Genomic DNA, 24,894 nt, shown 5'->3' with positions numbered 1-24,894 from the left:
AAGGTGCGGTCCGGACGACGTCCCGGACCGCACCTTCCCCGATCTCGTCGCCGGCTCAGGCGAAGCGGCCGCGCAGCCCGAGCGGGGTGGTGAGGTCGGCGGCGGCCGGCTCCTCGGGCAGCGGCGCCCGTGCCGCCGCCGGCACCGGCGGCCGGCCGCGGCGGCCCGGCGTGCCGGGGACCACGAACCGGTAGGTGGCGTCGACGTCGCGCACGGCGAAGACGTCCTCGTCCGGACCGGCGTGGTGCAGGACGACGGTGTCGAACCGCTCGGCGACCCGGTGCAGCGCCTCGGCGTCGGCGACGTCGATGACCGTGGCGCCCTCGGCGAGGGTGGCGACCGGCACGATCCGGTCGGCGTGCCGGAGCAGGAACCCGTCGGCGACGTCGCCCCGGCCGACCTGGCCGATCCAGGCGCCCGCCGCGGCGACGACCAGCGCCAGCGCCAGGACGACGACGGCGGCGACCCGGGCCACCCCGATCGGCACGGAGACGGCCAGCACGTCGAACGACCGGGGGGCGACCTCCTCGACGCTCACCGGCGTCTGACCGGTGGTGGCCAGGACGGACTCCGGCTCCCCCGTCAGCCGCAGCGAGGTCGGGTCGAGGACGAAGTCGAGCCCGGGTGGGTTCTCCGCCTCGAAGGCCACGCCCCGGACGGTGCCGGTGAGCGCGACCGTCGGGGTGATCGTGAGCGTCGCGCCGCTGCCGGACATCCCGACCTCGTCGTGGTGCCGAGCGAGGACGGCGGAGGCCTGCGCGGGGTCCACGGCGACCGTCGCCGTCGCGGTTCCGCCGTCGAGGGGGACGACGGGGCCGCTGCTGAGGTAGGTGCTCCAGCCGTCCGCGGCGCGGATGGAGACGTCGAGCCGCAGCGCGCCCCGCAGGTCGGCGACGTCGGGGGCGACGACGGTGTCGGTGTAGGACACGGTCAGGCCGGTGGCGAGCTTGGTCCACACGGTGTCCCCGGTGGCCACGGCGCCCGTCGGGTACGTGGTGCCGCGTTCGGCCGACCCGGCGTAGGTGAAGGTGCCCTCCTGGGTGACCTGCAGCGTCTCGGTCACCTGCTCGGTCGCCGGCAGCAGGACCAGGACGCCGGCGCCGACGGCGGCCACCAGCGCGACCGCCCCGGCGCCCAGCGCGACCTGGCGGGCGCGGGCGCGGGCCACCATCGGCAGCGCCGGGGCACCGACCCGCGGCAGGGCGGGAGCGGAGAACCGCGGCAGCGCCAGGGCAGGCGCGGAGAACGACGGCCGGCGGAGCGCCGGGCGGCGCCGGCGCCTCGGACTGTGCCGGCCGTGGACCCGGCGGGTGGAGCCAACCAGGAGGGAGGCGGCCGCGGCGACGAGGCCGAGGGACCACGGCGAGGCCAGCGCGCCCAGCGCCGTGCCGCCCTGCGGGAGGTGCAGGAACTGCCGGCCGAAGATCTCCTCCGCGGTGGGCCGGTCCTCGTCGAGCCAGTCGTTGTTGTCGCCCTGGGTCACGAAGCCGCGGGCATCGCCCGACACGATCCGGTGCATGACGACGCTGTCCAACGATTCGCTGCGATAGGCGACGACGTCGCCGACGGCGTACCGATCGGCCCGGCTCAGGACGACGAGGTCTCCGGAGTTGAACTCCGGCTCCATGCTGGTGCCGTGCGTCGTGACGTACGTCGTCCCGCCACCCAGCCCAGCGGGCCAGAACAACCACACGGTCGCCAGCACCAGCGCGACGACGGCGCTGGTGCTGGCGACTCTGGTTGCAGCTGGCATGGAGGCCCTTGTCGGGGGTGCGGGCGGGGCGACCTCGAGGGCCGCCCCGCCCGGTGCGGAACGACTAGTTCGAGGTGACCGTCAGCGCCAGCCCGTCGAAGGCGGAGAACAGGAGCGCGCTGGTGAAGGTGCACTCGATCGTCGTCGCCCCCACGACCGAGCAGGTGTTGGCCTGGCCGGAGGCCGTGGCACCCGCCAGGCGCATCGTCAGGACGGCGCTCGCGGCCGTGATGTCGTTGCTGGTGGTGAAGGTGACCTTGTCCAACCGGCTCTGGTCGGCGGCGTTGGCGGCGTAGGCGATGTTGGTGACGGCGGCACCGCTGACGTTCGTCGCGACGTAGCCGGCGACGTTGTTGTCCACGGTGATGGTGTTGTTGCTGGTGAAGGCGGAGGTGGTGGCGGCGACGCCGGCAACCGCGACACCGGCGAGCAGAACGCGCGACATGCGCATTGCCTGGGTCCTTTTCTCTCAGCGGCTCAGCCCGCCCGGATGCTGGTCATCCGAGTCATCGGCGTGCGCCTGTGCAGTGACACCCCAGTTCTCGGCACGAGCCTGCACACCCTTAACTCCTGTCCCAAAAGAAACTGGAGTCGCTCAATCGACAATTCCGGAGCGGTCACCGAATGGCTTTTCCCGGTGCGGTGGCACGCTTTCTCAGGGGGGTTGTCGGCGCGCCCGCTCCAGCTGCGGAGAAGCCGCCCTACGGTGTTCCGGAACCCCCGCCGGGACCCGGGCCCTCCGGCGTCCGCAGCGGCGAGCGGGCCCCGGAGAGGAGTGATTCGTGCGCCGGTCGACGTCGCGGGAGGTCCGCCCGCCCGCACCGGCTCCCCTGCCGTCCGCGGCCCCCGCCCACGGTGCGGCGCCACGGCTCCGGCGCGCACCTGACCGGGACACCAGCATGGAGGCCGCCGCCCAGCAGGCGGGCGTGCTCGCCCAGGCGTCGCGGGAGGTCTCCGACACCTCCGCCGAGGCCGCCGCCTCCCTCGCCGAGCTGCGCAGTGCCATCGGCGACATCTCCACCAGCACGAGCCGGGCGTCGGCGATCGCCGAGGAGGCGGTGGAGGACGCGCACGCCGTCGACGAGCGGATCACCGCCCTGCAGACCGCCAGCGCGGCCATCACCGAGTTCGTGCGGCTGATCGGCGCGATCAGCCAGCAGAGCCGGTTCCTCGCGCTCAACGCCTCCGTCGAGGCGGCCCGCGCGGGCGACCTCGGCCGCGGCTTCGCTGTCGTCGCCGACGAGGTCAAGGAGCTGGCCGACCGCACCGCCCAGGCCGCGCGGGACATCGACGCGCAGATCACGTCGGTGCAGAAGGAGACCCAGCAGGCCGTCGAGGTGGTGCAGCGGATCACCGGGACGCTGACCTCCATCGCCGGCGCCCAGGACGCCATCGCCGCGGCCGTCGAGCAGCAGCGGGCGGCCACCGAGCGGGTCGTGGAGAACGTGGACCGCGCCGCGAGCGGTTCGGCCCGCATCACCGAGGCGGTCGGCCAGCTGGCCCGGAGCCAGCGCGTGGTCTACGTCCGCCGGGCGCTCTCCGTGGCCGAGCAGCTGCTCGCCGAGCTCGGCGGCGCCCGGCTCGGGGAGCACCGGACGACGCTGACCGTGCGCGACCAGGTCACCGGCGCCACACACACCGCCACGCTGCCCGACCTGCTGATCGGGGACCAGCCGCTGGAGCGCAGCGACGACCCGCGGCGCCCGTCGGCGCTCGTCGACGAGGTCGTGCGGCAGGCCGGGGGCAGCTGCACGCTGTTCCAGCGCCTGGACGACGCCGGCAGCATGGTCCGCGTCGCGACCACCGTGCTCGACCCGGCCGGACGCCGCAACGTCGGCACCTACATCGCCCGGACCGACGCCGACGGCCGGCCCAACCCGGTGCTCGCCGCCGTCCTCGCCGGCGAGACCTTCACGGGTGAGGCCACCGTGGCCGGCCGCCCCTACTTCACCGCGTACACCGGCCTGCACGACGGGCCGGAGCTGATCGGCGTGCTCTACGTCGGCCTGCCGATGGATTCGATGCCCGGATCGGCCGCCTGATCAGCGCGCTTCTCCGATCCACGTCCCGTGTCGACTAGGTTGGGAGCGTCCCGACGCAGCGGCTCGGCGGATACCGGACGAGGGGGACTGCGGTGGACCGGTCGGGGCGGATCAACGCCGTCATGCCTGCCGTCGTCCTGCTCCTCGTCGTGCTGGCGACGGCGGGCAGCGGCCGGGGGAACGTCGTCCTGGGGCTCTCCGCCGTCGCGCCCCTCGTGGCCGCGACGGCACTGGGCCGGCGGGCGACCATCGCCTACGGGGCGGCGGCGTTCGTCGTCGCGACGGTGCTCGGCGTGCACGAGCAGCAGTACACCGCCGGGACGGCGGTGGCCCAGAGCTTCCGGCTCCTCGCCGTGGCCCTGTGCACGGTCCTCGCGGTGGCCACCTGCGACCGGCGACTGCGGCGCGAGGCCCAGGTCGCCCGGCTGAGCGCGGACGCGGCCGCCACCCGCGCGGTGGTCCGCATCAGCGAGACGCTGCAGCGAGCGCTGCTGGGCGACGCGCCACGGGTGGACGGGCTGGAGACGACCGTGCGGTACCTGCCCGGCGCGCGCGAGGCCCAGGTCGGTGGTGACTGGTACGACGCCTTCCCGCTGGCCGACGGCCGGACCATGCTCGTCATCGGCGACGTCGCCGGCCACGACGCCCCCGCCGCCGCCACCATGGCGCAGACCCGCGGGATGCTGCGCGCGCTGGCCCGATCGGGGCACGCCCGGCCGGCGAGCCTGCTCAGCGCCCTGGACGACGTCCGCTCCCGACTGGGGATGGACACGCTGGTGACCGCCGCCGTCGCCACGGTCGACCCGCTCGGCCCGGACGGCGGAGGCGTGCCGCTGCGCTGGTCCAACGCCGGCCACCCGCCGCCGGTGGTGCTGCGCGCCGACGGCACCGCGGAGGTGCTCGCGCGCCGGCCGGATCTCCTGCTCGGCGCGTCGGCGGACGGCCCGGAGCGGCACGACCACGAGATCCTCCTGTGCCCCGGGGACACGCTGCTGCTCTACACCGACGGCCTGGTCGAGCGGCGCGGCATGACGCTCGACGACGGCACCGCCTGGCTGGTGCAGGCCCTGCGGGAGCGCGCGGAGCAGCCCCTGGACCGGCTGTGCGACGGGCTGCTCGGCGCCCTGGGCACCCGTGGGGACGACGACATCGCGCTGCTGGCGGTCCGGCTGCCCTCCTGACCGGTCCGGGCCCGTCTCGACCGGCCGGGGCGGCTGGTATGCCCCACCATGGGGCCACCGCCCGGCACGGACGCCGCCGTCCCCACGTCAGGAGCCCCATGAGATCCCCGCGCCTGCTCGCCGCCCTGTTCGCCGCCTGCCTGCTCACCGCCTGCGGCGAGGACTCCGGAGGTGGCGGGGGCGCCGCCGCGGAGGAGTTCCCCACGGAGAGCATCCGGCTGCTGGTGCCCTACACCGCGGGCGGGCCGACGGACATCGCCGCGCGGGCGCTGGCGAAGCACATGGAGGAGGAGCTCGGGCAGTCCGTCGTCGTGGAGAACCTCCCGGGGGCCTCGGGCGCCACCGCGTACCAGCAGCTGATCGCCAGCGAGGCCGACGGCTACACGCTGTCCATGACCGCGCTGCCCACGGCGGTCCTCAACTACCTGACCAACGACGTCGGCTACACCCGCGAGGACCTCGCGCCGGTCGGGGTGGTCACCCGCGTGCCGTCGGGCATCGTGGTGCCGGCCGACTCGCCGTACGAGGACGTGGAGGCGCTGTTCGAGGCGGCCCGCTCGAACCCGGGCGAGATCACGGTCGGCACCCCGGGCGCCACCAACACCCACGCGGCGGAGACCCGGCGGATCACCCAGCTCTACGACGTGCCGCTCACCGTGGTGCCCTTCGAGGGCAACTCGGAGGTGCAGACGGCGCTGCTCGGCGAGAACGTCAGCGCCGGCTTCGTCAATCTCAGCCAGGACATGCTCCCGGCCATCGAGGCCGGGGACCTGCGGGTGCTGGCCGTCGGCAGCGAGGAGCCGCTCCCCTACGTCGACGCCCCCACCTTCGTCGAGGAGGGCTACCCCGAGCTGGTCCAGAGCACCACGACCTTCGGCGTGCTCGCGCCGGCGGGCACACCTGAGGACGTGATCGCCACCCTCGAGGAGACGCTGCAGAGCGCGGCGGAGGAGCCGTCCGTGGTGGAGACCCTCGACGAGCGCTACGTGCCGGAGGAGTTCATCGGCAGCGAGGGCCTCGGCGAGCTGTTCACCGAGACCGAGGAGACCTTCCGCGACGTCGTCGGGGGCTGAGGCCGCGCGGGCCGGTCAGGCCCGCCGGTAGAGCAGGAAGGCGACGTCGTCGTCCGGGGCGTCGTCGAGCAGCCGGCCGGTGAGGGCGGCGGCCAGCTCGAGCGGGGGGAGGGCCCGGCCCGCGGCCAGCGCCTGCGCGGCCCGGGCCATCCCCTCGTCCAGCGCCTCGTCGCGCCGCTCGACCAGGCCGTCGGTGTAGAGCAGCAGCGTCGAGCCCACCGGCAGCACCAGCTCGGCCTCGGGGCGCCGCAGGTCGGCCAGGACGGCGAGGGGAAGCGAGGAGGCGCCCTCGAGGAAGGACGACCGGCCCTCCGCGTCGACGACGATCCCGGGGACGTGGCCGGCGCTGCTGTAGCGGACGCTGCCCGAGGCCGGGTCGATGACGGCGCAGAACACGGTGCTGACCGCGGCACCCGGGATGAGCGCGGCGAACCGGTCCAGTGCGCCCAGCACGTGGGCCGGGGCCGAGCTCTCCAGGAGCAGCGCCCGCCCCGCGCTGCGCAGCTGACCCATGACCGCGGCGGCGGCCAGTCCCGTGCCGACGACGTCCCCCACGACGACGCCGTAGCAGCCGTTGGGCAGGTCGACCACGTCGTACCAGTCGCCGCCCACCTCGAGGGTCCCGGTGGCGGGCTCGTAGTGCACGGCGAAGCCCTCGGGCAGCACGGTCGGCCCCAGGACGGCACGCTGGAAGGTGACGGCGACCTCGGTGAAGAACTGGGCCCGGGTCCGGTCGAGCTCGGCCCGCTCGTCGGCCCGGCGGCGTTCGAGCTCGACGGCCCGGGCGTCGGTGACGGCCGCGGCGACCTGCCCGGCGGCCAGGGCCAGGAAGACCCGGTACTCCTCGTCCAGCCGCAGGTGCGGGCTGGCGCCCACCACCAGCGCACCGACCGGGGTGCTGAGCCCGGCGGAGGTGAGCGGCAGCACGACCGCGGTGTGCACGTCGGACTCCCCGGCCGCGTTCGCGCCGGTGCGGGAGAGGCCCGGCAGCACCTCGTCGAAGCCGGTGAGCGTCTGCGGCTGCCCGGTGGCCATGGCCGTGGCGACCAGCTCGGGGAGGATGCTGCCGGCCACGTCGGCGCCCTCGGCCAGCCCGTGCGTCGCGACCAGCCGGGCCTCCCGCGCGGGACCGGCGTCCTCGGGCTCGGCGAGGTAGACCAGCCCGAACGGGCAGTCGCTCCGGGCGGCGGCGAGCACGCGGAGGGCCTCGGCCGCCGCCTGGGACGCGCTGCCGTGCACCGCCCGGGGCAGGCTGCCCAGCTGCTGCAGCAGCGCCATCCGTCGCGCGGCCAGGACCCGGTGCGTCGTCTCGACGACGGTGTCGAGCAGGCCCGCGACCTTTCCGCCGGGCTCGACGACCGGGCTGAAGGAGAAGGAGAAGTAGGTCTCCTCCTCGAAGCCGTGCCGGGTCATGACCAGCAGCAGGTCCTCGGAGTACGTCGCCCGGCCGGCCATGACCTCCGCGACCATCGACTCCAGGGCCGGCCAGATGTCGGCCCACACCTCCGGTGCCGGCCGGCCGAGCGCGGACGGGTGCCGCCCGCCGAGCATGGGTGCGTAGCCGTCGTTGTAGACCATCACCAGCTGCGGGCCCCACATGAGCAGGGTGGGGAACCGCGAGTTCAGGCAGGTGCTGACGGCCGACCGCAGGGTGGCCGACCACTCGCTCTCGGGCCCCAGCGGGGTCGCGGACCAGTCGTGCCCGAGCACCATGCGCTGCAGCTGCGTCCGGGGGCCGCCCGGGACCAGCTCGGCCAGCCGTCCGTCCAGTGCCGCCCCCCACCGCGAGTGCGTGCCACCCGCCGCCGGTGACCACACGTGTTGTGCGCGATCATCTCACCTGCCGGCGGGTGAGTCACGGGCCACCGTGGCGTCGCCGTCCCGGGCGAGATAGCCGGGTGGCACCCCATCCACGAGCCAGACGCCGTTCGCCGAGCGGGTGAACCGCCCGCCGTCCGCGGCGAGCCGGGCCGCGGCCACCCGGAGCACGACCGGCCGGCCACGCCGGGCGCCCACGGTGCGCGCGGTGGCGGCGTCCGGGCTGAGGTGGACCGCGTGCCGGCGCCCCGGGCGCAGCCCCTCGGCCAGGATCGCGGGCAGGAAGCGCTCGACCGTGCCGTGGAACAGCTCGGCCGGGGGGTGCTCGGGTGCGTACCCCAGGTCGACGGCGACGCTGTGGCCCTGGCTGGCGCGGATCCGGTCGCCGTCGAGCTCGAACCGCCGCTTGTCGTTCGCGGCGACCACGCGCTCGAGCTGTTCGCGGGTCAGGCCCAGCGCCGCCAGCAGCTCGTGGACGTCGGCCCATCCCGCGACGTCGAGCGCGAGGCCGATGCTGTCCGGGCGGTGCCGGAGCACGAACGACAGCCGCTTGCTGGTCCGGACGACGTCCACACCGCCCAGTGTCGGCCTCTGCCGGCTCAGCGGGAGTAGTACTCCACGACCAGCTGCTCCTCGCAGACGACCGGGACCTCGTCGCGGCCGGGCGTCCGCTCGACGCGGGCCACCAGGTCGGCCAGCCGCACCTCGAGGTACCTCGGCGCCTCGGCGTGCGCCCCGGAGGCGGCGACGAGGAAGGGCTCCTTCTTCTTCGACTTCTCGGCGACCTCGATGAAGTCGCCGGGCTTGAGCCGGTAGGACGGGCGGTCGACGCGCTTGCCGTTGACCAGCACGTGCTGGTGGGTGACGAACTGGCGGGCCTGGTAGATGGTGCGGGCGAAGCCGGCCCGCAGGACGGTGGCGTCCAGCCGCGACTCGAGGTCCTGGATCAGCGCCTCGCCGGTCTTGCCGCCCGAGCGCCGGGCGCGGTCGAAGGCGGCGCGCAGCTGGGTCTCGCTGATGTCGTACTGGGCGCGCAGCCGCTGCTTCTCCTTGAGCCGGGTGGAGTAGTCGCTGTCCTTGCGGCGCTTGCGGCCGTGCTCGCCGGGCGGGTACGGGCGGCGCTCGAAGTACTGGACGCACTTCGGGGTGAGCGGGATGCCCAGCGCGCGGCTGAGCCGGACCTTGGGACGGGGCGTGTTCACTTAGGACCTCCGGTTTGGTTAGGCTCACCTTACAACGCACCTACGAACACTCCGAGGTGGTCCATGACGGCCGGTTCGCCCTCCTCCCCCGCGGCCGTCGACCGGCAGCCCCCGGCCGCCGAGCGAGCCCGCACGGTCGCCCTCCGGCCCGCGGCCGCGCTGCACGTCGCCGGGCTCGGCGCCTGCCAGGTGTCCGCGGTCGCCACCACCGGCGACGGCGACGTCCTGCTCGTCGTCCCGGCCGGCGGCGGCGTGCAGACGGCGCTGCGCGACTCCCCGCTGGGCGACGTCCCGGCGATGCTGACCATCACCGACCGGGCGCCGTTCCCGCTGCGCCACCCGGTGCGCGCGATGGTCCAGCTGACCGGGTGGCTGACGCCCGTCCCGGAGCCGGAGGTCCCGGCGCAGGTGCTGGCCTTCGCCGAGTCCTGCCCGGCCGAGGCCCTGTTCGAGGTGGGGCTGGGGACCGTCCTGGTGCGGCTGGACCTCGCCGAGGTGGGGCTCGAGGAGGCCGGCACCTCCGTCGACGTCGACCCCGACGCCTTCCGTGCCGCCCGGCCCGACGTCGTGAGCGGCGCCGAGGGCGAGCTCGTGGCCCAGCAGCGGGCACCGCTGGACCGGCTGGTCGGGCGGGTGCAGCGCTGGGCCGGCCGGCACGACGACGTCCGGCTGCTGGGCCTGGACCGGTTCGGCGTCCGCTTCCGGGTGCAGAGCCGCCACGGCTGCTACGACCTGCGGGTGCCGTTCGAGTCCCCGCTCGACGGTCCGGCCGGCTTCGGTGAGGCGGTCGAGCACCTGCTCACCTGCGGCCCCGCCTGACAGCGCCCCGGCGGGCTGTCACGCGGGGCGGGCTCCGTAGGCGGCCAGGAACGTCGAGACGGCCGCGCGCGCGATCGCGTCCCGTTCGTCAGCGCCGGGCACGGCGGCGGCACCCTCGAACATGATGCGGTCCAGCACGGGACCGACGACGAGGAACGCGAAGTGCTCGGCCGCGCGGGCGCTGTCGGTCAGCTGCAGCGAACCCCGCGCGGCGAGATCGGCGAAGGCGGCGGAGAAGGCAGCGATCACGCGGACCGGGGCCCTGCGGTAGTACTCGCGGGCCAGATCGGGGAAGCGGCGCGACTCGGCGCTGATGAGCCGACGCAGACGGACGACCGCCGGGCTGGTCACCGAGTCCAGGTGCCGTCTCGCGAGGCCGTGCAGCATCTCTGCGATGTCCCTCCCGTCGCCGAACGACGACGTGAGCCCGGCGGCGAACTCCTCCGCCGTCGCCGTGACGCCGAGGACGATCTCGGTGAACAGCCGCTCCTTGTCGCCGAAGTTGTTGTAGATCGTCTTCTTCGACACCCCGGCCCGGGCGGCGACGTCGTCCAGGCTGGTGTCCACGTAGCCGTTCTCGAGGAAGAGTGCGGTCGCCGCCTGCACGACGGCGGCACGCGTCCGAAGGATGCGCGGATCGAGGTCCCCGTCCCCCGTCGTGATGCGGACGACGATCTCCCCGCCGGTGCCGGACACGATTCCGTGACACCTCCCCGATGAGTTACACCCGCCAGTTTCGTCTGAGTACCGTGAGTGTAAGAGAGCGAGAGGAAGGCAGCCATGACCACCGCCACCACCGCCGCACCCGCGGACGACTACTGCGACCGGCCGTCCGCCGTCACCCGCTCGCTCCTGGGCTACGGCCCGCTCGCGGGGGCCGTGTACCTGACGTCCGGAGTGGTGCACGGACTCTCACGGGACGGATTCGAGTTCAGCCGGCACAGCCTGAGCCTGCTCGCGAACGGCTCCCTCGGCTGGATCCACGTCACGACGCTGGTGGTGACCGGACTGATGACCGTCGCCGCGGCGATCGGCGTACGCCGGGCGCTGCGGGGCGGCCCCGGAGCGTCGTGGGGTGGCGGGCTGCTGGCCGGGTACGGCGCGGGGCTCGTCCTGGGTGGGATCTTCGTGGCCGACCCGATGGACGGCTTCCCCGTCGGGACGCCGGCCGGCGCCCCGGCGGAGACGACGCTCAGCGGCGTCCTCCACCTCGCCTCCGGTGGGCTCGGCTTCGCCTGCCTCGTGGCGGCGACGGCGGTCCTCGCCCGGCGGTTCTCCCGCGAGTCGCGCACCGGGTGGGCATGGGCGTCGGCCATCAGCGGCGCCGTCGTCCTGGCCGGGTTCATGGGTGTGGCGAGCGGCTCGACCTCCACCCTCGCCGTCGGGGGGCTGTGGACCGGAGTCGTCACCGGGTGGGCGTGGATCGCCGCGGTGTCGGTGCACCTCTACCGCCGCACGCCGCACCCGACGCGTCCGCGGGACTGAGCGCCGGCAGCGACGTCTGCGAACTCGTGGCCATCAGCCGCTGACGGCCACGAGTTCGCAGATCTCACCGGTCTCGCGAGGCCGGCCGAACCCGCTCAGCGCTCGTCCGGCGCGCGACCGGCGTGGTCGACCAGCTGCGCGGCGCTCTCCGGCTCGCCGTGCATGCGGGCGCAGGACGCGCAGCAGAAGAAGACGCCGTCGGCCTCGACGCCATGGCCGACCACCTTCACGCCGCAGTGCTCGCAGACGGGCGCCATCGCGTGGATCGCGCACTCGAAGCTGTCGAAGGTGTGCACCGCTCCCGCGGCGTGCACCTCGAAGCTCAGCCGGTAATCGTTGCCGCAGACCTCGCAGCGGGCCATGGGTGCCTCCTCGGCGTCGGGCCGAGCACCTACCCCTGGCCGCGGCGGATCAGGCGAGATCGGCGATCTCGCCCGCATCAGGTGCGTGAAACAGGGCGAGATCGCCGATCTCGGCGGGTCAGGCGGTGCGGGCCTCCTCGGCCAGGGCGGCGAGCGCCTGCTCGAAGCACTGCTGCGGCGGCTGGACCAGCCCGGCGCCGACCTGCCCGGTGCCGGCGATCCGCCCGGCCATGCCGGTGTTGATCTGCGGCAACCAGCCGGTGCGGGCGACCTTCAGCACGTCGATGCCGGTCGGTGAGCCGCGGAAACCCATGATCGGGATGGCCATGGCGGGGTTCTCGGTGAGCGTCAGCTGGTACATGCGCTCGGTCGTGGCCAGCGCGTCAGGCACGGTGCCGCCGACGAAGCGGACGATCGCCGGGGCCGCGGCCATGGCGAAGCCGCCCACGCCGTAGGTCTCCATGATCGCGGAGTCGCCGATGTCGGGGTTGGCGTCGTCCGGGCCGAAGTCGCCCAGGAACAGGCCGACCGGCGTGTTCGCCGGCCCGGTGAACCAGCGGTCGCCGGTGCCGGCGGTCTGGATGCCGAACTCGGTGCCGTTGCGCGACATCACGGTGAGCATCGTCGAGCCGGGGACGTTCCGGGCGGCGTCGAGGGCGAGCTTCGCCGTCGGCATGCCGAGGTTGAGGAAGAAGTGCTCGTTGCCGCCGATGAAGCGCAGCACGTCAGCGATGTCGGACGACGGGGCACCGCTGGCGACGATCGCCGGCGAGAGCTCGCGCAGTGCCATGAGCGACCCGGCGCGGTTGCGGTTGTGCCCCTCGTCGCCCATCTGCAGCATCTGGGCGAGCACGCCCTTGACGTCGAGCGGGTCGTTGCCGGCGTCGATCGAGCCGCGCACCGCCGTCGACAGCACCGGGCCGAGGACGTCGCGCATCCACCGCAGCCGGGTCTGCACCTCCTCGTTGAAGGCGCCCATCCGCAGCACCTTGCCCAGGCCCTCGTTGAGGTTGCAGAAGGCCTGACCGCCGGTGACCGGGTCCTCCAGGCACCACATCCACATCGACGGGCTGGTGACGCCGGCCATCGGGCCCACCGTGCGGTGGTGGTGGCAGGGGTCGAGGGCGACCGCGCCGGTGGAGAGCAGGATCTCGGCCTCCTCCACGTCGGCCGCCCAGCCCTCGAAGAGGCAGGCGCCGACCAGCGCGCCGCGCATCGGACCGGAGGCGGCCTCCCAGGTCAGCGGCGGGCCGGAGTGCAGCAGCACCCGGTCGGTCAGGCCGATGACCTCGCGGGCCGGCCGGACGTCGACCAGCACCGACCCGGCGGCGAGCAGCCGCTCGACGGCGGTCCGGTTGGCCGCAGCACGGCGGGCGTCGAGGGCGAGCGCGGCGAGGTCGGCCGGGTCGCCGAAGCCCGGCGGGCGCCAGTCGACGTCGTGCACGTCCGCTCCCTGGGCGCGCAGCGCCTCGGAGAAGACGTCGACGCCGGCGGCGACGATCGCCGGCGGCCCGGAGAGCAGGTTCCCGAGGCTCATGCGTCCTCCTCGCTGGCGCTCGTCGGCCGCATGAGCCGGCTCGCTGTGTCCATGGATGAGCTCGCAAGCTCGCTCATGTAGAGGCTCCCAGCAGGTCGAGGGCGTACCGCGTCGCCGCGGCGTTGGAGGCGAAGACGGCGGCGCCGGCGGCGGCGAGGGCGTCGGCCTGCCGGGACCAGGCCTGCGGATCCCCCTCCGTGCCGATCAGGGCGACGACGACGGGCAGGGACTTCCGCGCGCGGGCCGCCTGCAGCGCGGGGACGAGCGCACCGGCGGGGTCGGGGTCGGCGCCGTACCCGAGGACGACGTCCAGCAGCAGGACGGCGGCCTCGTCGGAGGCGGCGACGCCGGCGATGGCCTCCAGCCGCAGCGTCGGGTCGATCATCGGGTGCGCGCGGCCCACGGTCAGGGCGTCGTCCCCGAAGTCGATGACGAGGTGGCCGGAGGCGGACAGGTCCGTCCCGAGATGAAGGTCCGGCTCCAGGGGGGTGTTGGACCGGATGCCCCCGAGCGCGGGCGAGGCGAGGAGCATCGCCTCGTCGGCCAGCGTGCCGCCGGAGTAGAGCCCCTTGAGGACGGCGCCGGGTGCGGCCTGCTCCGCCGGCCCGGGGCGGGACGGCCACTCCGGGACGTCGCGGCCCAGGTCGGCCAGCAGCGCCTCGACGGCGGCGGTCAGGTCGGGGGTCTCCGCCGAGAGCGTCGCGGAGCGGACCGGCACCGACAGCCCGGCGGCGAACTCCTCGACGGCGGCGACCACCGCCGGCGCGGGGGGCTTGGAGACCACCAGCACCCGCTCGGTGGCGGGGTCGGTGTCCAGAGCGGCGAGCGCGTCGAGGGTGGCCAGGCCACCGACCGCCTCGGAGAGGTCGCGCCCGCCGACGCCGAGGACGTGCGAGACGCCGACGCCGGCCATGTCGAGCAGGCAGGAGACCTGCTGCGCGCCGGTGCCGCTGGCCGCGACCAGCCCGACCGGCCCGGGGCGGACGACGTTGGCGAAGCCGAGCGCGACGCCGGAGACGATCGCGGTGCCGCAGTCGGGGCCCATGACCAGGACGCCGGCCTCGTGCGCGGCCCGCTTGAGCGCGACCTCCTGCTCGACCGGCACGCCGTCGGAGAAGACCAGCACGCTGCGGCCGGCGGCGATCGCGTCGGCCGCCTCCGCGGCGGCGTAGGCGCCGGGCACGCTGACGATCGCCAGCGCGGGCGCGTCGTGGGCGAGCTCGTCCAGGCCCGCGCCGATGGTGCGGTGCGGGATGGCGTCGGCCGAGCCGGTGGAGCGCTCCCGCTCGGCCAGCGCCGCGTCGACGTCGGCGAGCGCGGCGGCCAGGGCGTCGTCGTCCTCGGCGCGGACGGCGATCAGCAGCTGCTCGGGCGACGCGCCGCCGTCGGGGGCCAGGCCCATGCCCTCGGCGAGCTCGAGGTTCAGCGGCGTGGCCATGGCGACCAGGACGGCGGAGACGCCGTCGCGGGCGCCGATCCGGCGGCTCACCTGCATCAGCTTGACCGAGTCGGCGTAGACCCCGGACCGCAGCTGCACCGAGACCGCCGCGTCTCCGCCGGCAGGCGCTGAAGAGCTCATTGCCGGACCGTACCGACCGATCTCTCAGCGGTGAAGTATCGGCATCTCACTGCAACAACGATTTAGCACTGAGGTACTTCCGCCAGCCTTGGCGCGGTGACACAGTGGCGCCTCGCGGTGGGGACGACGCCCGTCGACCGTCCACCGGATCGAGTCGGACGTGCACGTCGAGGAGGCACTCATGTCGTTCGGGTGGAAGCTCTACGGGGACGGCAGGACGCCCCCGCTGGGAGAGGCCGTCGCCCCCGACGAACGCCTGTCCTGGCCGCGCACGGTGGGGATCGGCGCACAGCACGTCGTCGCCATGTTCGGGGCGACCTTCGTCTTCCCGATCATCATGGGGCTGGACCCCAATCTCGCCATCATGATGAGCGGCGTCGCGACGATCATCTTCCTGCTGATCGTGAAGAACCGGGTGCCGAGCTACCTCGGCACCAGCGCCGCCTTCGTCGGCGGCGTGGCCGCGATCCGGACCAACGGCGGTGACTCCAGCGACGTCGTCGGCGCACTGCTGGTCGCCGGCGTCGTACTCGCCCTGGTCGGTGTGCTGATCCACTTCGCGGGCCTGGGCGTGATCAACAAGGTACTGCCGCCGGCCGTCACCGGCGCGGTGGTCATGCTGATCGGTTTCAACCTCGCCCCGGTCGCCGCCGGGGTCTACTGGCCGCAGGACCAGTGGGTGGCGCTGGCCACGATGGCGTTCGTCATCGTCGCCTCCCTCGCGCTGCGCGGTTTCCTCGCCCGCATCTCGATCCTGCTCGGCCTGGTCTTCGGCTACCTGCTGTCGGTCCTGCTCGACGCCACCGCGGGCCCGATCACCTCGGTCGACGGCACCGGTGCCGTCAGCACCCGGGACCGGATCGACTTCGACTCCGTGGGCGACGCCGACTGGTTCGGCTTCCCCGACTTCACCGCGCCGTCCTTCTCGCTGAACTTCAGCCTCCTGGTCATCCCCGCGGTCATCGCCCTGGTCGCGGAGAACGCCGGGCACGTGAAGGCCGTCGCCGAGATGACCAAGCGGGACCTCGACCCCTACATGGGCCGCGCCGTCGCGGCCGACGGCATCGCGACCGTCGTCGCCACCTCGGTCGGCGGCTCCCCCACGACGACCTACGCCGAGAACATCGGCGTCATGGCCGCCACCCGCGTCTACTCGACGGCGGCGTACTACGTGGCCGCGATCGTGGCGATCCTGCTCGGCCTGGTGCCCAAGTTCGGCGCGCTGATCAACATCGTCCCGGGCGGGGTGCTCGGCGGGATCACCGTCGTCCTCTACGGGATGATCGGCCTGCTCGGCGCCAAGATCTGGAAGGAGAACCGGGTCGACTTCGCCAACCCGATCAACCTGGTGCCGCTCGCGGCCGGGATCATCATCGGCATCGGCAACGTGACCCTCACCTTCACCGACGAGTACGTGCTCAACGGCATCGCGCTGGGCTCGATCGTCGCCGTCATCGCCTGGCACGTGGCGCGGGCGCTGGCCCCGGCCGAGATGAAGGAGGCGCTGCTGCGCGAGGGCACCCACCCCGCCGCCGGCAGCACGTTCGGCCACGAGCCGGGCATGCAGGTCAGCCCCGACCCGTCGTCGGTCGACGAGGTCGGCCGGCCGGGTGTGCTGGGCGGCCGCACGCCGGGCTCCGACCAGCACGACCGGTAACCGCCACACCCGCTACTCCCGCCGCCCCCGGCATCCGGTCGCTCCGGATCGCCGGGGGCGGCGTGGGTCCGGCGGGAACACGAGCGCAACGAAGTTTTAGCGCTGAGGCACTTACGTCCCCCCGGCGCCGGTGACAGAGTGACGACTCGCACTCGTACGGAGGTGACCGCAGCCGGTGAAGCCCGCACCGTTCCGCTACGCCGACCCGCGTGCGCTCGACGAGGCGCTGGCGCTGCTGTCGGAGGACGGCGCCAAGGTGCTCGCCGGGGGCCAGTCGCTGCTGCCGCTGCTGTCCATGCGCCTGGCCGCGCCCGCCGTGCTGGTGGACATCAACCGGGTGCCGGGGCTCGACGCGATCGAGGTGGACGACACCGGCGTGCGGGTCGGGGCGCTGGTGCGGCACAGCACGCTGCTGGCCGACGAGGGCGCCGCGCGGGTGCAGCCGCTGCTCGCGCGGGCCACCGCGAACGTCGCGCACCCGGCCATCCGGAACCGCGGCACCACCGTCGGCTCGATCGCGCACGCCGACCCGTCCGGCGAGATGACGTCGGTCCTCGCGCTCACCGACGGCACGGTGACGGTGGCGTCGGCGGCGGGCACCGAGGTCCTCGGCTGGCGGGACTTCTTCGTGGGCCCGCTGGAGACCTCGATCCCCGGCGGCGCCGTCGTCACCTCCGCCTTCTTCCCCGCGCTGCCGCAGCGGTCGGGCACCGCGTTCGCCGAGATCGCCCGGCGCAAGGGCGACTACGCGGTGTGCGGCGCGGGCGTCGTCGTCACGCTGGACGGCGACCGCCGGGTCGAGTCGGCCCGCGCGTCCTACGTCTCGGTGGGCCTGACCCCCGAGGTGCACGACCTGACCGACGCCGTCGCCGGCGCACCGGTGGAGCAGGCCGACTGGGCCGCCGCAGGGGAGCTGGCGCGCACGCTGGTCGACCCGGACACCGACATCCACGCCAGCGCCGACTACCGGCGGCTGCTGGTGGGGGTGCTGACCGAACGCACGCTGGCTTCCGCCGCCGCGGAGGCCGTCGCGGGAGCGACGCGCGAGTGAGCATCGCAGCGAGCGCCAGCGAGCGAGGAGCGGAGCGAGTGCGGAGCCGAGCCATGAGCACTGGGAGGGCCGCGTGACCGATACCGAGCGGACGATCACCGTCACCGTGAACGGTGTTCCACGTGAAGCCACCGTGCCGGTGCGCCGGCTGCTGTCCGACGCGCTGCGGCACGACCTGGGGCTGACCGGCACGCACGTCGGCTGCGAGCACGGCGTCTGCGGGGCGTGCACGGTGATCGTCGACGGCGACCCGGTGCGCTCGTGCCTGATGCTCGCCGTCCAGGTGGACGGTTCGGAGGTGCGCACCGTCGAGGGGCTGGCCCGCGAGGACCACCAGGGCGGGCAGGTGCTGCACCCGGTGCAGGAGGCCTTCCGCGAGTGCCACGCGCTGCAGTGCGGGTTCTGCACGCCGGGCTTCCTCATGACGATCGCCGCCGGGCTCGAGGAGCGGGACAACTCGGTGGAGCTCACCGAAGAGGACGTCGACGACATGGTCGGCGGGAACCTCTGCCGGTGCACCGGCTACGCCAACATCAAGAAGGCCGTGCACCACGCGGCCGCCGCGATGCGGGACGCGTGATGGTCGCCGTCGCGCCGCTGGTCGCCGCAGCAGCGATGGCCGCCGTTCGTGCACGAACGGTTGGCTCGCGGGGTCCGGTCACCCCCATCTGTGCAGGAACGGTCGAGGGAGGCGGGCGACGGTGACGACGAAGCTCTTCGGCGAGCCGGTCCGCCGGCGCGAGGACCAGCGGCTGATCACCGGCAAGGGTCGCTACCTCGACGACATCGGGCACACCGCGCTGGCCGCGGCGTTCGTGCGCAGCCCGCACGCGCACGCCCGCATCACCGACATCGACGTCGACGAGGCGCTCGACGTCGAGGGTCTGGTGGCCATCTACACCTACGAGGACCTCACCGGCCCGATGGCCGAGCCGCTGCCGGTGCTCATCCCGCACCCGCAGCTGCACGCCCCGCGTACCGGCTTCCCGCTCGCGAACGGCGAGGTGAACCACGTCGGCGAGCCGGTGGTCATGGTGGTGGCGACCGACCGGTACGTGGCCGAGGACGCCTGCGACCGCATCGTCGTCAGCTACGAGGAGCTGCCGGTCGTCGTCGGCGTGGACGCCGCCCGCGCGGCCGAGCACGCGGTACACGAGGAGATCCCCGACAACGTCGCGGCCCGGCACCACCAGGAGACCGGTGACGTCGAGCCGGCGCTGGCCGCCGCGCCCCGCACGCTCAGCTTCACCCAGTACATCGAGCGCAGCGCCTGCATGCCGATGGAGGGCAAGGGCGTGCACGCGAAGTGGGACGCCGACGACTCCTCGCTGCGGGTCTACACGAGCACCCAGGCGTCGACGTCGGTGCGCGCGGCGATCGCGGCGAAGCTGAAGCTCAGCCTGGACAAGGTCGAGGTGATCGCGCCGGACGTGGGCGGCGGGTTCGGCGTGAAGATCGTGCACCCGTGGCCCGAGGAGCTGCTGGTGCCTCTCGCGGCCATCAACCTCGGTCGCGAGGTGAAGTGGGCCGAGGACCGGCGCGAGCACTTCATCGGCTCGGCGCACGAGCGCCAGCAGCGGCAGGAGATCACCGTCGGGTACGACGACGACGGCCGGATCACCGCGCTCGACGTGCACATCTGGCACGACAACGGCGCCTACACGCCCTACGGGATCATCGTGCCGATCGTGACGGCCACCCAGCTGGTCGGGCCGTACGCGCTGCCGGTGTACCGGGTGGTCGTGGAGTCGGTGTTCACCAACACCGTGATCGTGACGCCATACCGGGGTGCCGGGCGGCCGCAGGGCTGCTACGCGATGGAGCGGACGATGGACCGCATCGCCGACGACCTCGGGCTGGACCGGGCCGTCGTCCGGGAGCGGAACCTGATCCAGGCCGACCAGTTCCCCTACGACCACCGCCTGACGTTCCAGGACGGCCGGCCGGTCATCTACGACTCGGGCGACTACCCGGGGCTGCTGGACAAGCTGCGGACGCTGGTCGGCTGGTCGGAGGCCGAGCATTTGCGGGCCGACGCCGCTGAGCGCGGGAAGCTGCTCGGCGTCGGGATGGCGCTGTACGTGGAGGGCACCGGCCCCGGCCCGTACGAGGGCGGGCACGTACAGGTGCTGGGCAGCGGCAAGGTGCTGGTGTCGACCGGGCTGACCTCGCAGGGACAGGGGCACGAGACGGCGTTCGCGCAGATCGTGGCGTCGGAGCTCGGCGTCCCGATCGAGGACGTCGAGGTGACCACCGGCGACACCCGGCGGTTCGGCTACGCCGTCGGCACCTTCGCCTCCCGCGCCGCGGTGATGAGCGGCAACGCGATCGCGCTGGCCGCCCGTGGCGTACGGGAGAAGGCGCTGCGGATCGCGGCCGACGTGCTCGAGGCGGCGCCGGAGGACCTGGAGATCGACGCCGGGCTGGTGCAGGTGAAAGGCGTGCCGGGGACGTCGATCCCGCTGCGCACGGTGGCCGTGCTGTCCAACCCGCTGCGGTACGCCTTCGACGAGGCGGCGAAGCAGGCGACCCAGTTCGCCAAGGCCGGGGACGACGACAAGCCGCCGGTGGCCGTGGGCGATGCGCCGGGGCTGGAGCACCGGGACTACTACTCGCCGATCCGGTCGACGTTCGCCTCGGGCGCGCACGCGGCGATCGTGGAGATCGACCCGGCGACGTGGGAGATCGACGTCGTCAAGTACGCCGTGGTGCACGACTGCGGCAACGTGGTGAACCCGATGATCGTCGAGGGCCAGGTGCACGGCGGCGTGGCGCAGGGCGTGGGCGGGGCGCTGTACGAGCGGATGGCCTACGACGCCGACGGACAGCTGCAGAACGCCTCGTTCATGGACTTCCTGATGCCGTACGCCTCCGAGGTGCCCAACATCGACATCGACCACCAGCAGACGCCGTCGCCGCTGAACCCGCTGGGCATCAAGGGCGCCGGCGAGGCCGGCGTGATCCCGGGGACGGCGGCGATCGCCTCGGCGATCGAGGACGCGGTGGGCCGGCGGATCGCCTCGATGCCGATCTCGCCGACCGAGCTGTACGACCTGGTGCGCGACCCCTCGTCGGAACGGACCGCGACGGCAGCCCGTCGCGAGGCAGGAGCGATGGCGTGAACCTCGACGGCTCAGCGGTTCTCTCGGGCGACCCGGAGAAGGTGTGGTCGGTGCTCACCGACCCGGCCGTGCTGGCGCGCACGATCCCGGGCTGCGAGACGCTCCAGCAGGTCGGGGACGACGAGTACACGATGAAGGTCTCCGTGGGCGTCGGCGCGATCCGCGGGACGTACGCGGGCGAGGTGCGGCTGTCGGACCAACAGCGGCCGGCGTCGTACGTGATGCACGCCTCCGGCGCCGGTGCACCGGGCAACGCCCGGGCGAAGGTGACCATCCACCTGTCGCCGGCCGAGGACGGCCGGACCACCCTGACCTACTCCGCCGACGCCGTGATCGGCGGCCCGGTGGCCGGCGTGGGCCAGCGGATGATCACCGGTGTCGCCAAGCGGATGGCCGGCCAGTTCTTCCGGGCGATCGACGACGAGCTTACCGGTGTCGCCGCTCCCGCCGAGGCCCTGCCGACGGCAGCTGCGGTCAGCGCCACGTCGGACTCTGCTTCACCTGGTGAGCAGAGCCCGACTGCCGCCCCAACGGCGTTCGCCGGTCGCGCGGGCGTTCCCGCGGGAACGTCCGGCGACGTGCAGACCCTGGCGCTCGGCGCCGTCGGCGGCGCCGTGCTGACCCTGATCGGCGTCCTGGTCGGCTACCGCTTGGGCCGTCACCACCGCTGATGCGTCGCCGTGCCCGCTGTCTCCGCGCCTCGTCCGCCGGGTCCGCTTCTCCGGCGCCTACCGCGCGGCCAGGTACTCCTCGAACGTGACGCGGCCGTACGGCGGGCCGGGCACGAGGTCGTGCCCCGCCCGGTAGCCGGCGAACACCCGGCCCGGCAGGCGCGCAGGCACCACCCGGCGCCGGATGCCGCGCGCCGTCGCCCACACCTGGGCCAGCTCCGGGAGCGGGCGGACGGCGGGGCCGCCGATGTCCGGCACGCGCCCGGCCGGTGCGGAGGACGCCAGCTCGACGAGCCGGTCGGCGACCTCCGACGGCGCGATGGGCTGCACGCGGAAGGACGGGGCGAGGAGGACCGGCAGCCGCCGCTGCACCGTGAACAGCTGGTCCACGAGCGTGTGGAACTGGGTGGCCCGCAGGATCGTGTGGGGAACCCCCGAGTCGGCGACCAGCCGCTCGATCTCGACCTTGTCCCGGTAGTAGCCCAGCGGGATGTGGTCGATCCCGACGATCGAGATGAGCAGCAGGTGCTCGACCCCGGCCCGACGCGAGGCGTCGAGCAGGGTCCGTGCGATGACGACGTCCTTGCGGCGGAGTCCGGTCGCCAGGTGCACCACCGTGTCCACGCCGTTCACCGCCGCGTCGATCCCCTCGCCGGTGAGCAGATCGCCGGTCACCAGTCCGGGTCCGCTGCGCCGACTCAGCGCTCGGACGTCGTGCCCGGCGGCCGCGAGGCGGTCGACCGTGGGGACGCCGAGCGTGCCGGTCGCCCCGGTCACCAGGATCATCGCCACGGCCAGATCCTGGCACCCGGCCGACGGCAGCTGCGGTCGGCGACACGTCGGTCTCTGCCCCCGCCGGTGGGCAGAGCCCTACTCGCGCGCCGACAGTGTTCGCCGGCGCGGGAGCGCTCAGCCTCGCCGCAGGCCGTCCAGGGCGGTCTGCAGGATGGGGCGGGAGTACTCCGGGTCGCCGTGGATCGCGGAGACCGCGATGACCATGTCGAGCACCTGCTCCAGCGTCAGGTCGCCGCGGACCTCGCCGGCCTCCTGCGCGGCGGCAAGCAATGGCCGGCCGGCGGCGAGCACCCGCTCCCGGCTGCGGTCCAGCACCGGGCCCGGCCCCTCGGCCTGCGCGAGCAGCTCGGCGGCGATCTGGTGCTTGCTGGCGAAGAAGGCCGCGAAGCGGTGCACCCAGGCGATCAGCGCGTTCCCGGGCGAGCCCTCGACCTCGGCCGCCGCGGCGCAGACGGCGTCGACCTGGTCGGTGTACAGCGCCTCCAGCAGGTCCTGCCGGCCGGGGAAGTTGCGGTAGAGGGTCGCCATCCCGACCCCTGCCCGCCGCGCGATCTCGGCCATCGACAGCGGGGTGCCGGGCTCGGCGAAGCCGGCTCGGGCGGCGGCGAGGATGCGCTCCCGGTTGCGGGCCGCGTCGGCGCGCTGCACGGGGGACGTCGCAGGCATGCACTTCCTAAGTGGAGAGGGTATCCGTTACGGTAGCGGAGAGGTTGTCCGTTTCTGGCGACCCGAGCCTAGCCCGTCGCGGCCGAGCCGCGGCACACGAGGAGATCCACCGTGGACTACCGACCCCTGGGACGCAGCGGCGTCTCGGTCAGCCAGCTGTGCCTGGGCGCGATGATGTTCGGCGCGCTCGGCAACCCCGACCACGACGACGCGGTGCGCATCGTCCACCGCGCCCTCGACGCCGGGATCACCTTCATCGACACCGCCGACGTCTACTCGGGCGGTGAGTCCGAGGCGATCGTCGGCAAGGCCCTGGCAGGCCGGCGGGACGACGTCGTCCTCGCCACGAAGGTGGGACTGCCGTTCGGGCAGGACCCCAACCAGCGCGGCACCTCGCGGCGCTGGATCACCCAGGCGGTCGAGAACTCGCTGCGCCGGCTGGGCACCGACCGGATCGACCTCTACCAGGTGCACCGGCTCGATCCGGCCACCGACATCGACGAGACCCTCGGCGCGCTGTCCGACCTCGTGCACGCCGGCAAGATCCGCGCCTTCGGCGCCTCCACCGTCCCCGCCTCGGAGATCGTCGAGGCGCAGTGGGCCGCCGAGCGCCGGGGACGCGAGCGCTTCCGCACCGAGCAGCCGCCCTATTCGCTGCTCACCCGCGCCGTCGAGGCCGACGTGCTGCCCACCTGCCAGCGCTACGGGATGGGCGTGCTCAGCTACAGCCCGCTGGCCGGCGGATGGCTGTCGGGCAAGTACCGCAAGGGCCAGGAGGTCAGCGGACCCGGCTCGATCGGCCGGGCGCAGCGCTTCCCCGGTGTCTACGACGCAGGCAACCCGGCCAACGCGGCGAAGCTGGACGCCGCCGACGCCCTCGCCGCGCTCGCCGAGGAGGCCGGCCTGACGCTCGTGCAGCTCGCGATCGCGTTCGTCGTCCGGCACCCGGCGGTGACGTCGGCGATCGTCGGCCCGCGGACCATGGAGCACCTCGAGTCCTACCTGACCGCCGACGGCGTCCAGCTCTCCGACGACGTGCTGGACCGCATCGACGCCATCGTCCCGCCCGGCCACACGATCAACGTCGGCGACAACATGTGGACCTCTCCCGCGCTCAGCGCCTCCGCCCGCCGCCGGTGACCCGCCCGCCGGGCGTTCCCGCGGGAGCGCCCGGCGGCACGGAACACGGCGGGGAAGCGCGGTGCTGACGACGGCGGACGCCCGACGAAGGAGACCCGCATGCCCAAGACCTGGTTCATCACCGGCGCATCCCGCGGCTTCGGCCGCGAGTGGTCGATCGCGGCGCTGGAGCGCGGCGACACCGTCGCCGCGACCGCCCGCGACACCGCCGGCCTCGCCGACCTGGTCCAGCAGTTCGGCGACAAGGTGCTGCCGATCCGCCTCGACGTCGACGACCGCGACGCCGTCGTCGCCGCCGTCCAGCAGGCGCACGAGCACTTCGGCGCCCTCGACGTCGTGGTCAACAACGCCGGCTACGGGCAGTTCGGCATGGTCGAGGAGATCAGCGAGGCCGAGGCCCGCGCCCAGTTCGACACCAACGTGTTCGGTGCCCTGTTCGTCACCCAGGCCGCGCTGCCCTACCTGCGCGCCCAGGGCTCCGGCCACATCCTGCAGGTCAGCAGCATCGGCGGGATCAGCGCGTTCCCGAACATCGGCATCTACAACGCCTCGAAGTGGGCGCTCGAGGGCTTCAGCCAGTCGCTCGCCGCGGAGGTCGCCGACTTCGGCATCAACGTGACGATCATCGAGCCCGGCGCCTACTCCACCGACTGGTCCGGTTCCTCGGCCAGGCACGCCACCCCGAACCCCGCCTACGACGACTTCCGCGTGCAGGCCGCCGAGGCCCGCAAGGCCCGCGCCGGCAACCCGGGCGACCCCCTCGCCACCCGCGAGGCCGTGCTGCAGCTGGTCGACGCCAAGAACCCGCCGCTGCGGATCTTCCTCGGCGACGGCCCGCTGGCGATCGCCACCCGCGACTACGACTCCCGGCTGGCCGAGTGGCGCGCCTGGGAGCCGCTGTCCAAGGCGGCCCACGGCGGCAGGCGCTGATACAGGGCAGG

General features: G+C 73.8%; 23 protein-coding genes. 12 read left to right on the top strand and 11 right to left on the bottom strand.

Annotated elements, in window-relative coordinates; all coding sequences use genetic code 11:
• Window positions 1–55 precede the first annotated feature (55 nt).
• A complete protein-coding gene (locus BD833_RS15170) occupies window positions 56–1,753 on the bottom strand; it encodes a signal peptidase I (RefSeq protein ID WP_166533969.1) in 1,698 nt (565 codons plus the stop codon).
• A 64-nt stretch (window positions 1,754–1,817) separates the two neighbouring features.
• Window positions 1,818–2,204 carry a hypothetical protein gene (locus tag BD833_RS15165; RefSeq protein WP_166533968.1) on the bottom strand — a complete coding sequence of 129 codons (387 nt, stop codon included), beginning with the start codon at window positions 2,202–2,204 and terminating at the stop codon, window positions 1,818–1,820.
• Window positions 2,205–2,652: 448 nt separating this feature from the next.
• On the opposite strand from BD833_RS15165, the gene BD833_RS15160 reads away from it, so the two are divergent.
• The 3 genes from BD833_RS15160 (at window position 2,653) to BD833_RS15150 (ending at window position 6,049) form a co-directional block, all read left to right on the top strand.
• Window positions 2,653–3,795, top strand: a complete 1,143-nt coding sequence (locus BD833_RS15160) for a Cache 3/Cache 2 fusion domain-containing protein (RefSeq protein ID WP_166533967.1) — start codon at window positions 2,653–2,655, stop codon at window positions 3,793–3,795.
• A gap of 122 nt (window positions 3,796–3,917) precedes the next feature.
• On the top strand, window positions 3,918–4,976 hold the full coding sequence (locus BD833_RS15155) for a PP2C family protein-serine/threonine phosphatase (RefSeq protein WP_166533966.1): 1,059 nt from the start codon (window positions 3,918–3,920) through the stop codon (window positions 4,974–4,976).
• A gap of 98 nt (window positions 4,977–5,074) precedes the next feature.
• A complete protein-coding gene (locus tag BD833_RS15150; RefSeq protein WP_166533965.1) occupies window positions 5,075–6,049 on the top strand; it encodes a tripartite tricarboxylate transporter substrate binding protein in 975 nt (324 codons plus the stop codon).
• A gap of 15 nt (window positions 6,050–6,064) precedes the next feature.
• On the opposite strand, the gene BD833_RS15145 is transcribed toward BD833_RS15150, so the two are convergent.
• From BD833_RS15145 to rpsD, 3 genes are read right to left on the bottom strand one after another with little or no spacing between them, the layout of a single operon-like run.
• The gene (locus tag BD833_RS15145; RefSeq protein WP_166533964.1) at window positions 6,065–7,867 is read right to left on the bottom strand and encodes a SpoIIE family protein phosphatase; all 1,803 of its coding nucleotides are present in this window, start codon (window positions 7,865–7,867) and stop codon (window positions 6,065–6,067) included.
• Between the two features lie 18 nt (window positions 7,868–7,885).
• Window positions 7,886–8,440: an RNA 2'-phosphotransferase gene (locus BD833_RS15140; protein ID WP_243737688.1), complete on the bottom strand. Its 555-nt coding sequence runs from the start codon at window positions 8,438–8,440 to the stop codon at window positions 7,886–7,888.
• Window positions 8,441–8,466: 26 nt separating this feature from the next.
• Window positions 8,467–9,069, bottom strand: coding sequence for a 30S ribosomal protein S4 (rpsD, locus tag BD833_RS15135; RefSeq protein ID WP_166533963.1), 603 nt, complete (start codon window positions 9,067–9,069; stop codon window positions 8,467–8,469).
• A 63-nt stretch (window positions 9,070–9,132) separates the two neighbouring features.
• On the opposite strand from rpsD, the gene BD833_RS15130 reads away from it, so the two are divergent.
• A complete protein-coding gene (locus BD833_RS15130; protein WP_166533962.1) occupies window positions 9,133–9,888 on the top strand; it encodes a DUF2470 domain-containing protein in 756 nt (251 codons plus the stop codon).
• 18 nt (window positions 9,889–9,906) lie between these two features.
• Here BD833_RS15130 and BD833_RS15125 read toward each other — a convergent pair whose 3' ends face one another.
• Window positions 9,907–10,584, bottom strand: coding sequence for a TetR/AcrR family transcriptional regulator (locus BD833_RS15125; RefSeq protein WP_208092683.1), 678 nt, complete (start codon window positions 10,582–10,584; stop codon window positions 9,907–9,909).
• A gap of 84 nt (window positions 10,585–10,668) precedes the next feature.
• Between BD833_RS15125 and BD833_RS15120 the strand changes: the two genes are divergently transcribed.
• On the top strand, window positions 10,669–11,373 hold the full coding sequence (locus tag BD833_RS15120; RefSeq protein WP_166533961.1) for a DUF998 domain-containing protein: 705 nt from the start codon (window positions 10,669–10,671) through the stop codon (window positions 11,371–11,373).
• 95 nt (window positions 11,374–11,468) lie between these two features.
• Here the strand turns inward: BD833_RS15120 and BD833_RS15115 are convergent, their stop codons facing one another.
• From BD833_RS15115 to BD833_RS15105, 3 genes are all read right to left on the bottom strand, one after another.
• Complete coding sequence (locus BD833_RS15115) at window positions 11,469–11,735, bottom strand: hypothetical protein (protein WP_166533960.1); 267 nt, start codon at window positions 11,733–11,735, stop codon at window positions 11,469–11,471.
• A 118-nt stretch (window positions 11,736–11,853) separates the two neighbouring features.
• On the bottom strand, window positions 11,854–13,272 hold the full coding sequence (locus BD833_RS15110; RefSeq protein ID WP_166533959.1) for a YlbE family protein: 1,419 nt from the start codon (window positions 13,270–13,272) through the stop codon (window positions 11,854–11,856).
• A 73-nt stretch (window positions 13,273–13,345) separates the two neighbouring features.
• Window positions 13,346–14,851 (bottom strand): FdrA family protein, encoded by a 1,506-nt coding sequence (locus BD833_RS15105; protein WP_166533958.1) that lies wholly within the window; start codon window positions 14,849–14,851, stop codon window positions 13,346–13,348.
• A 181-nt stretch (window positions 14,852–15,032) separates the two neighbouring features.
• Between BD833_RS15105 and BD833_RS15100 the strand changes: the two genes are divergently transcribed.
• The 5 genes from BD833_RS15100 (at window position 15,033) to BD833_RS15080 (ending at window position 21,352) form a co-directional block, all read left to right on the top strand.
• On the top strand, window positions 15,033–16,508 hold the full coding sequence (locus tag BD833_RS15100; protein ID WP_166533957.1) for a uracil-xanthine permease family protein: 1,476 nt from the start codon (window positions 15,033–15,035) through the stop codon (window positions 16,506–16,508).
• A gap of 175 nt (window positions 16,509–16,683) precedes the next feature.
• Window positions 16,684–17,559 (top strand): FAD binding domain-containing protein, encoded by an 876-nt coding sequence (locus BD833_RS15095; protein WP_166533956.1) that lies wholly within the window; start codon window positions 16,684–16,686, stop codon window positions 17,557–17,559.
• Window positions 17,560–17,632: 73 nt separating this feature from the next.
• Window positions 17,633–18,139, top strand: coding sequence for a (2Fe-2S)-binding protein (locus tag BD833_RS15090; protein WP_166533955.1), 507 nt, complete (start codon window positions 17,633–17,635; stop codon window positions 18,137–18,139).
• A 121-nt stretch (window positions 18,140–18,260) separates the two neighbouring features.
• Window positions 18,261–20,681 carry an aerobic carbon-monoxide dehydrogenase large subunit gene (cutA, locus tag BD833_RS15085; protein WP_166533954.1) on the top strand — a complete coding sequence of 807 codons (2,421 nt, stop codon included), beginning with the start codon at window positions 18,261–18,263 and terminating at the stop codon, window positions 20,679–20,681.
• Window positions 20,678–21,352: an SRPBCC family protein gene (locus BD833_RS15080; protein WP_166533953.1), complete on the top strand. Its 675-nt coding sequence runs from the start codon at window positions 20,678–20,680 to the stop codon at window positions 21,350–21,352. The genes cutA and BD833_RS15080 overlap by 4 nt, the downstream gene beginning before the upstream one ends.
• Window positions 21,353–21,409: 57 nt before the next feature.
• Here the strand turns inward: BD833_RS15080 and BD833_RS15075 are convergent, their stop codons facing one another.
• Together BD833_RS15075 and BD833_RS15070 are read right to left on the bottom strand one after the other, a co-directional pair.
• Entirely contained in the window at window positions 21,410–22,138 is a 729-nt protein-coding gene (locus BD833_RS15075; protein WP_208092692.1) for an SDR family oxidoreductase, read from the bottom strand.
• 123 nt (window positions 22,139–22,261) lie between these two features.
• Window positions 22,262–22,813 (bottom strand): TetR/AcrR family transcriptional regulator, encoded by a 552-nt coding sequence (locus tag BD833_RS15070; protein WP_166533951.1) that lies wholly within the window; start codon window positions 22,811–22,813, stop codon window positions 22,262–22,264.
• A gap of 111 nt (window positions 22,814–22,924) precedes the next feature.
• On the opposite strand from BD833_RS15070, the gene BD833_RS15065 reads away from it, so the two are divergent.
• Window positions 22,925–23,953 (top strand): aldo/keto reductase, encoded by a 1,029-nt coding sequence (locus BD833_RS15065; RefSeq protein ID WP_166533950.1) that lies wholly within the window; start codon window positions 22,925–22,927, stop codon window positions 23,951–23,953.
• 99 nt (window positions 23,954–24,052) lie between these two features.
• Window positions 24,053–24,883: an SDR family oxidoreductase gene (locus tag BD833_RS15060; protein ID WP_166533949.1), complete on the top strand. Its 831-nt coding sequence runs from the start codon at window positions 24,053–24,055 to the stop codon at window positions 24,881–24,883.
• Window positions 24,884–24,894: the final 11 nt, after the last annotated feature.

Origin of the sequence: Blastococcus xanthinilyticus, from assembly GCF_008124835.1 — a bacterium.
GTDB classification, from domain to species: domain Bacteria; phylum Actinomycetota; class Actinomycetes; order Mycobacteriales; family Geodermatophilaceae; genus Blastococcus; species Blastococcus xanthinilyticus.
This window is presented reverse-complemented; position numbering and strand designations above follow the sequence as displayed.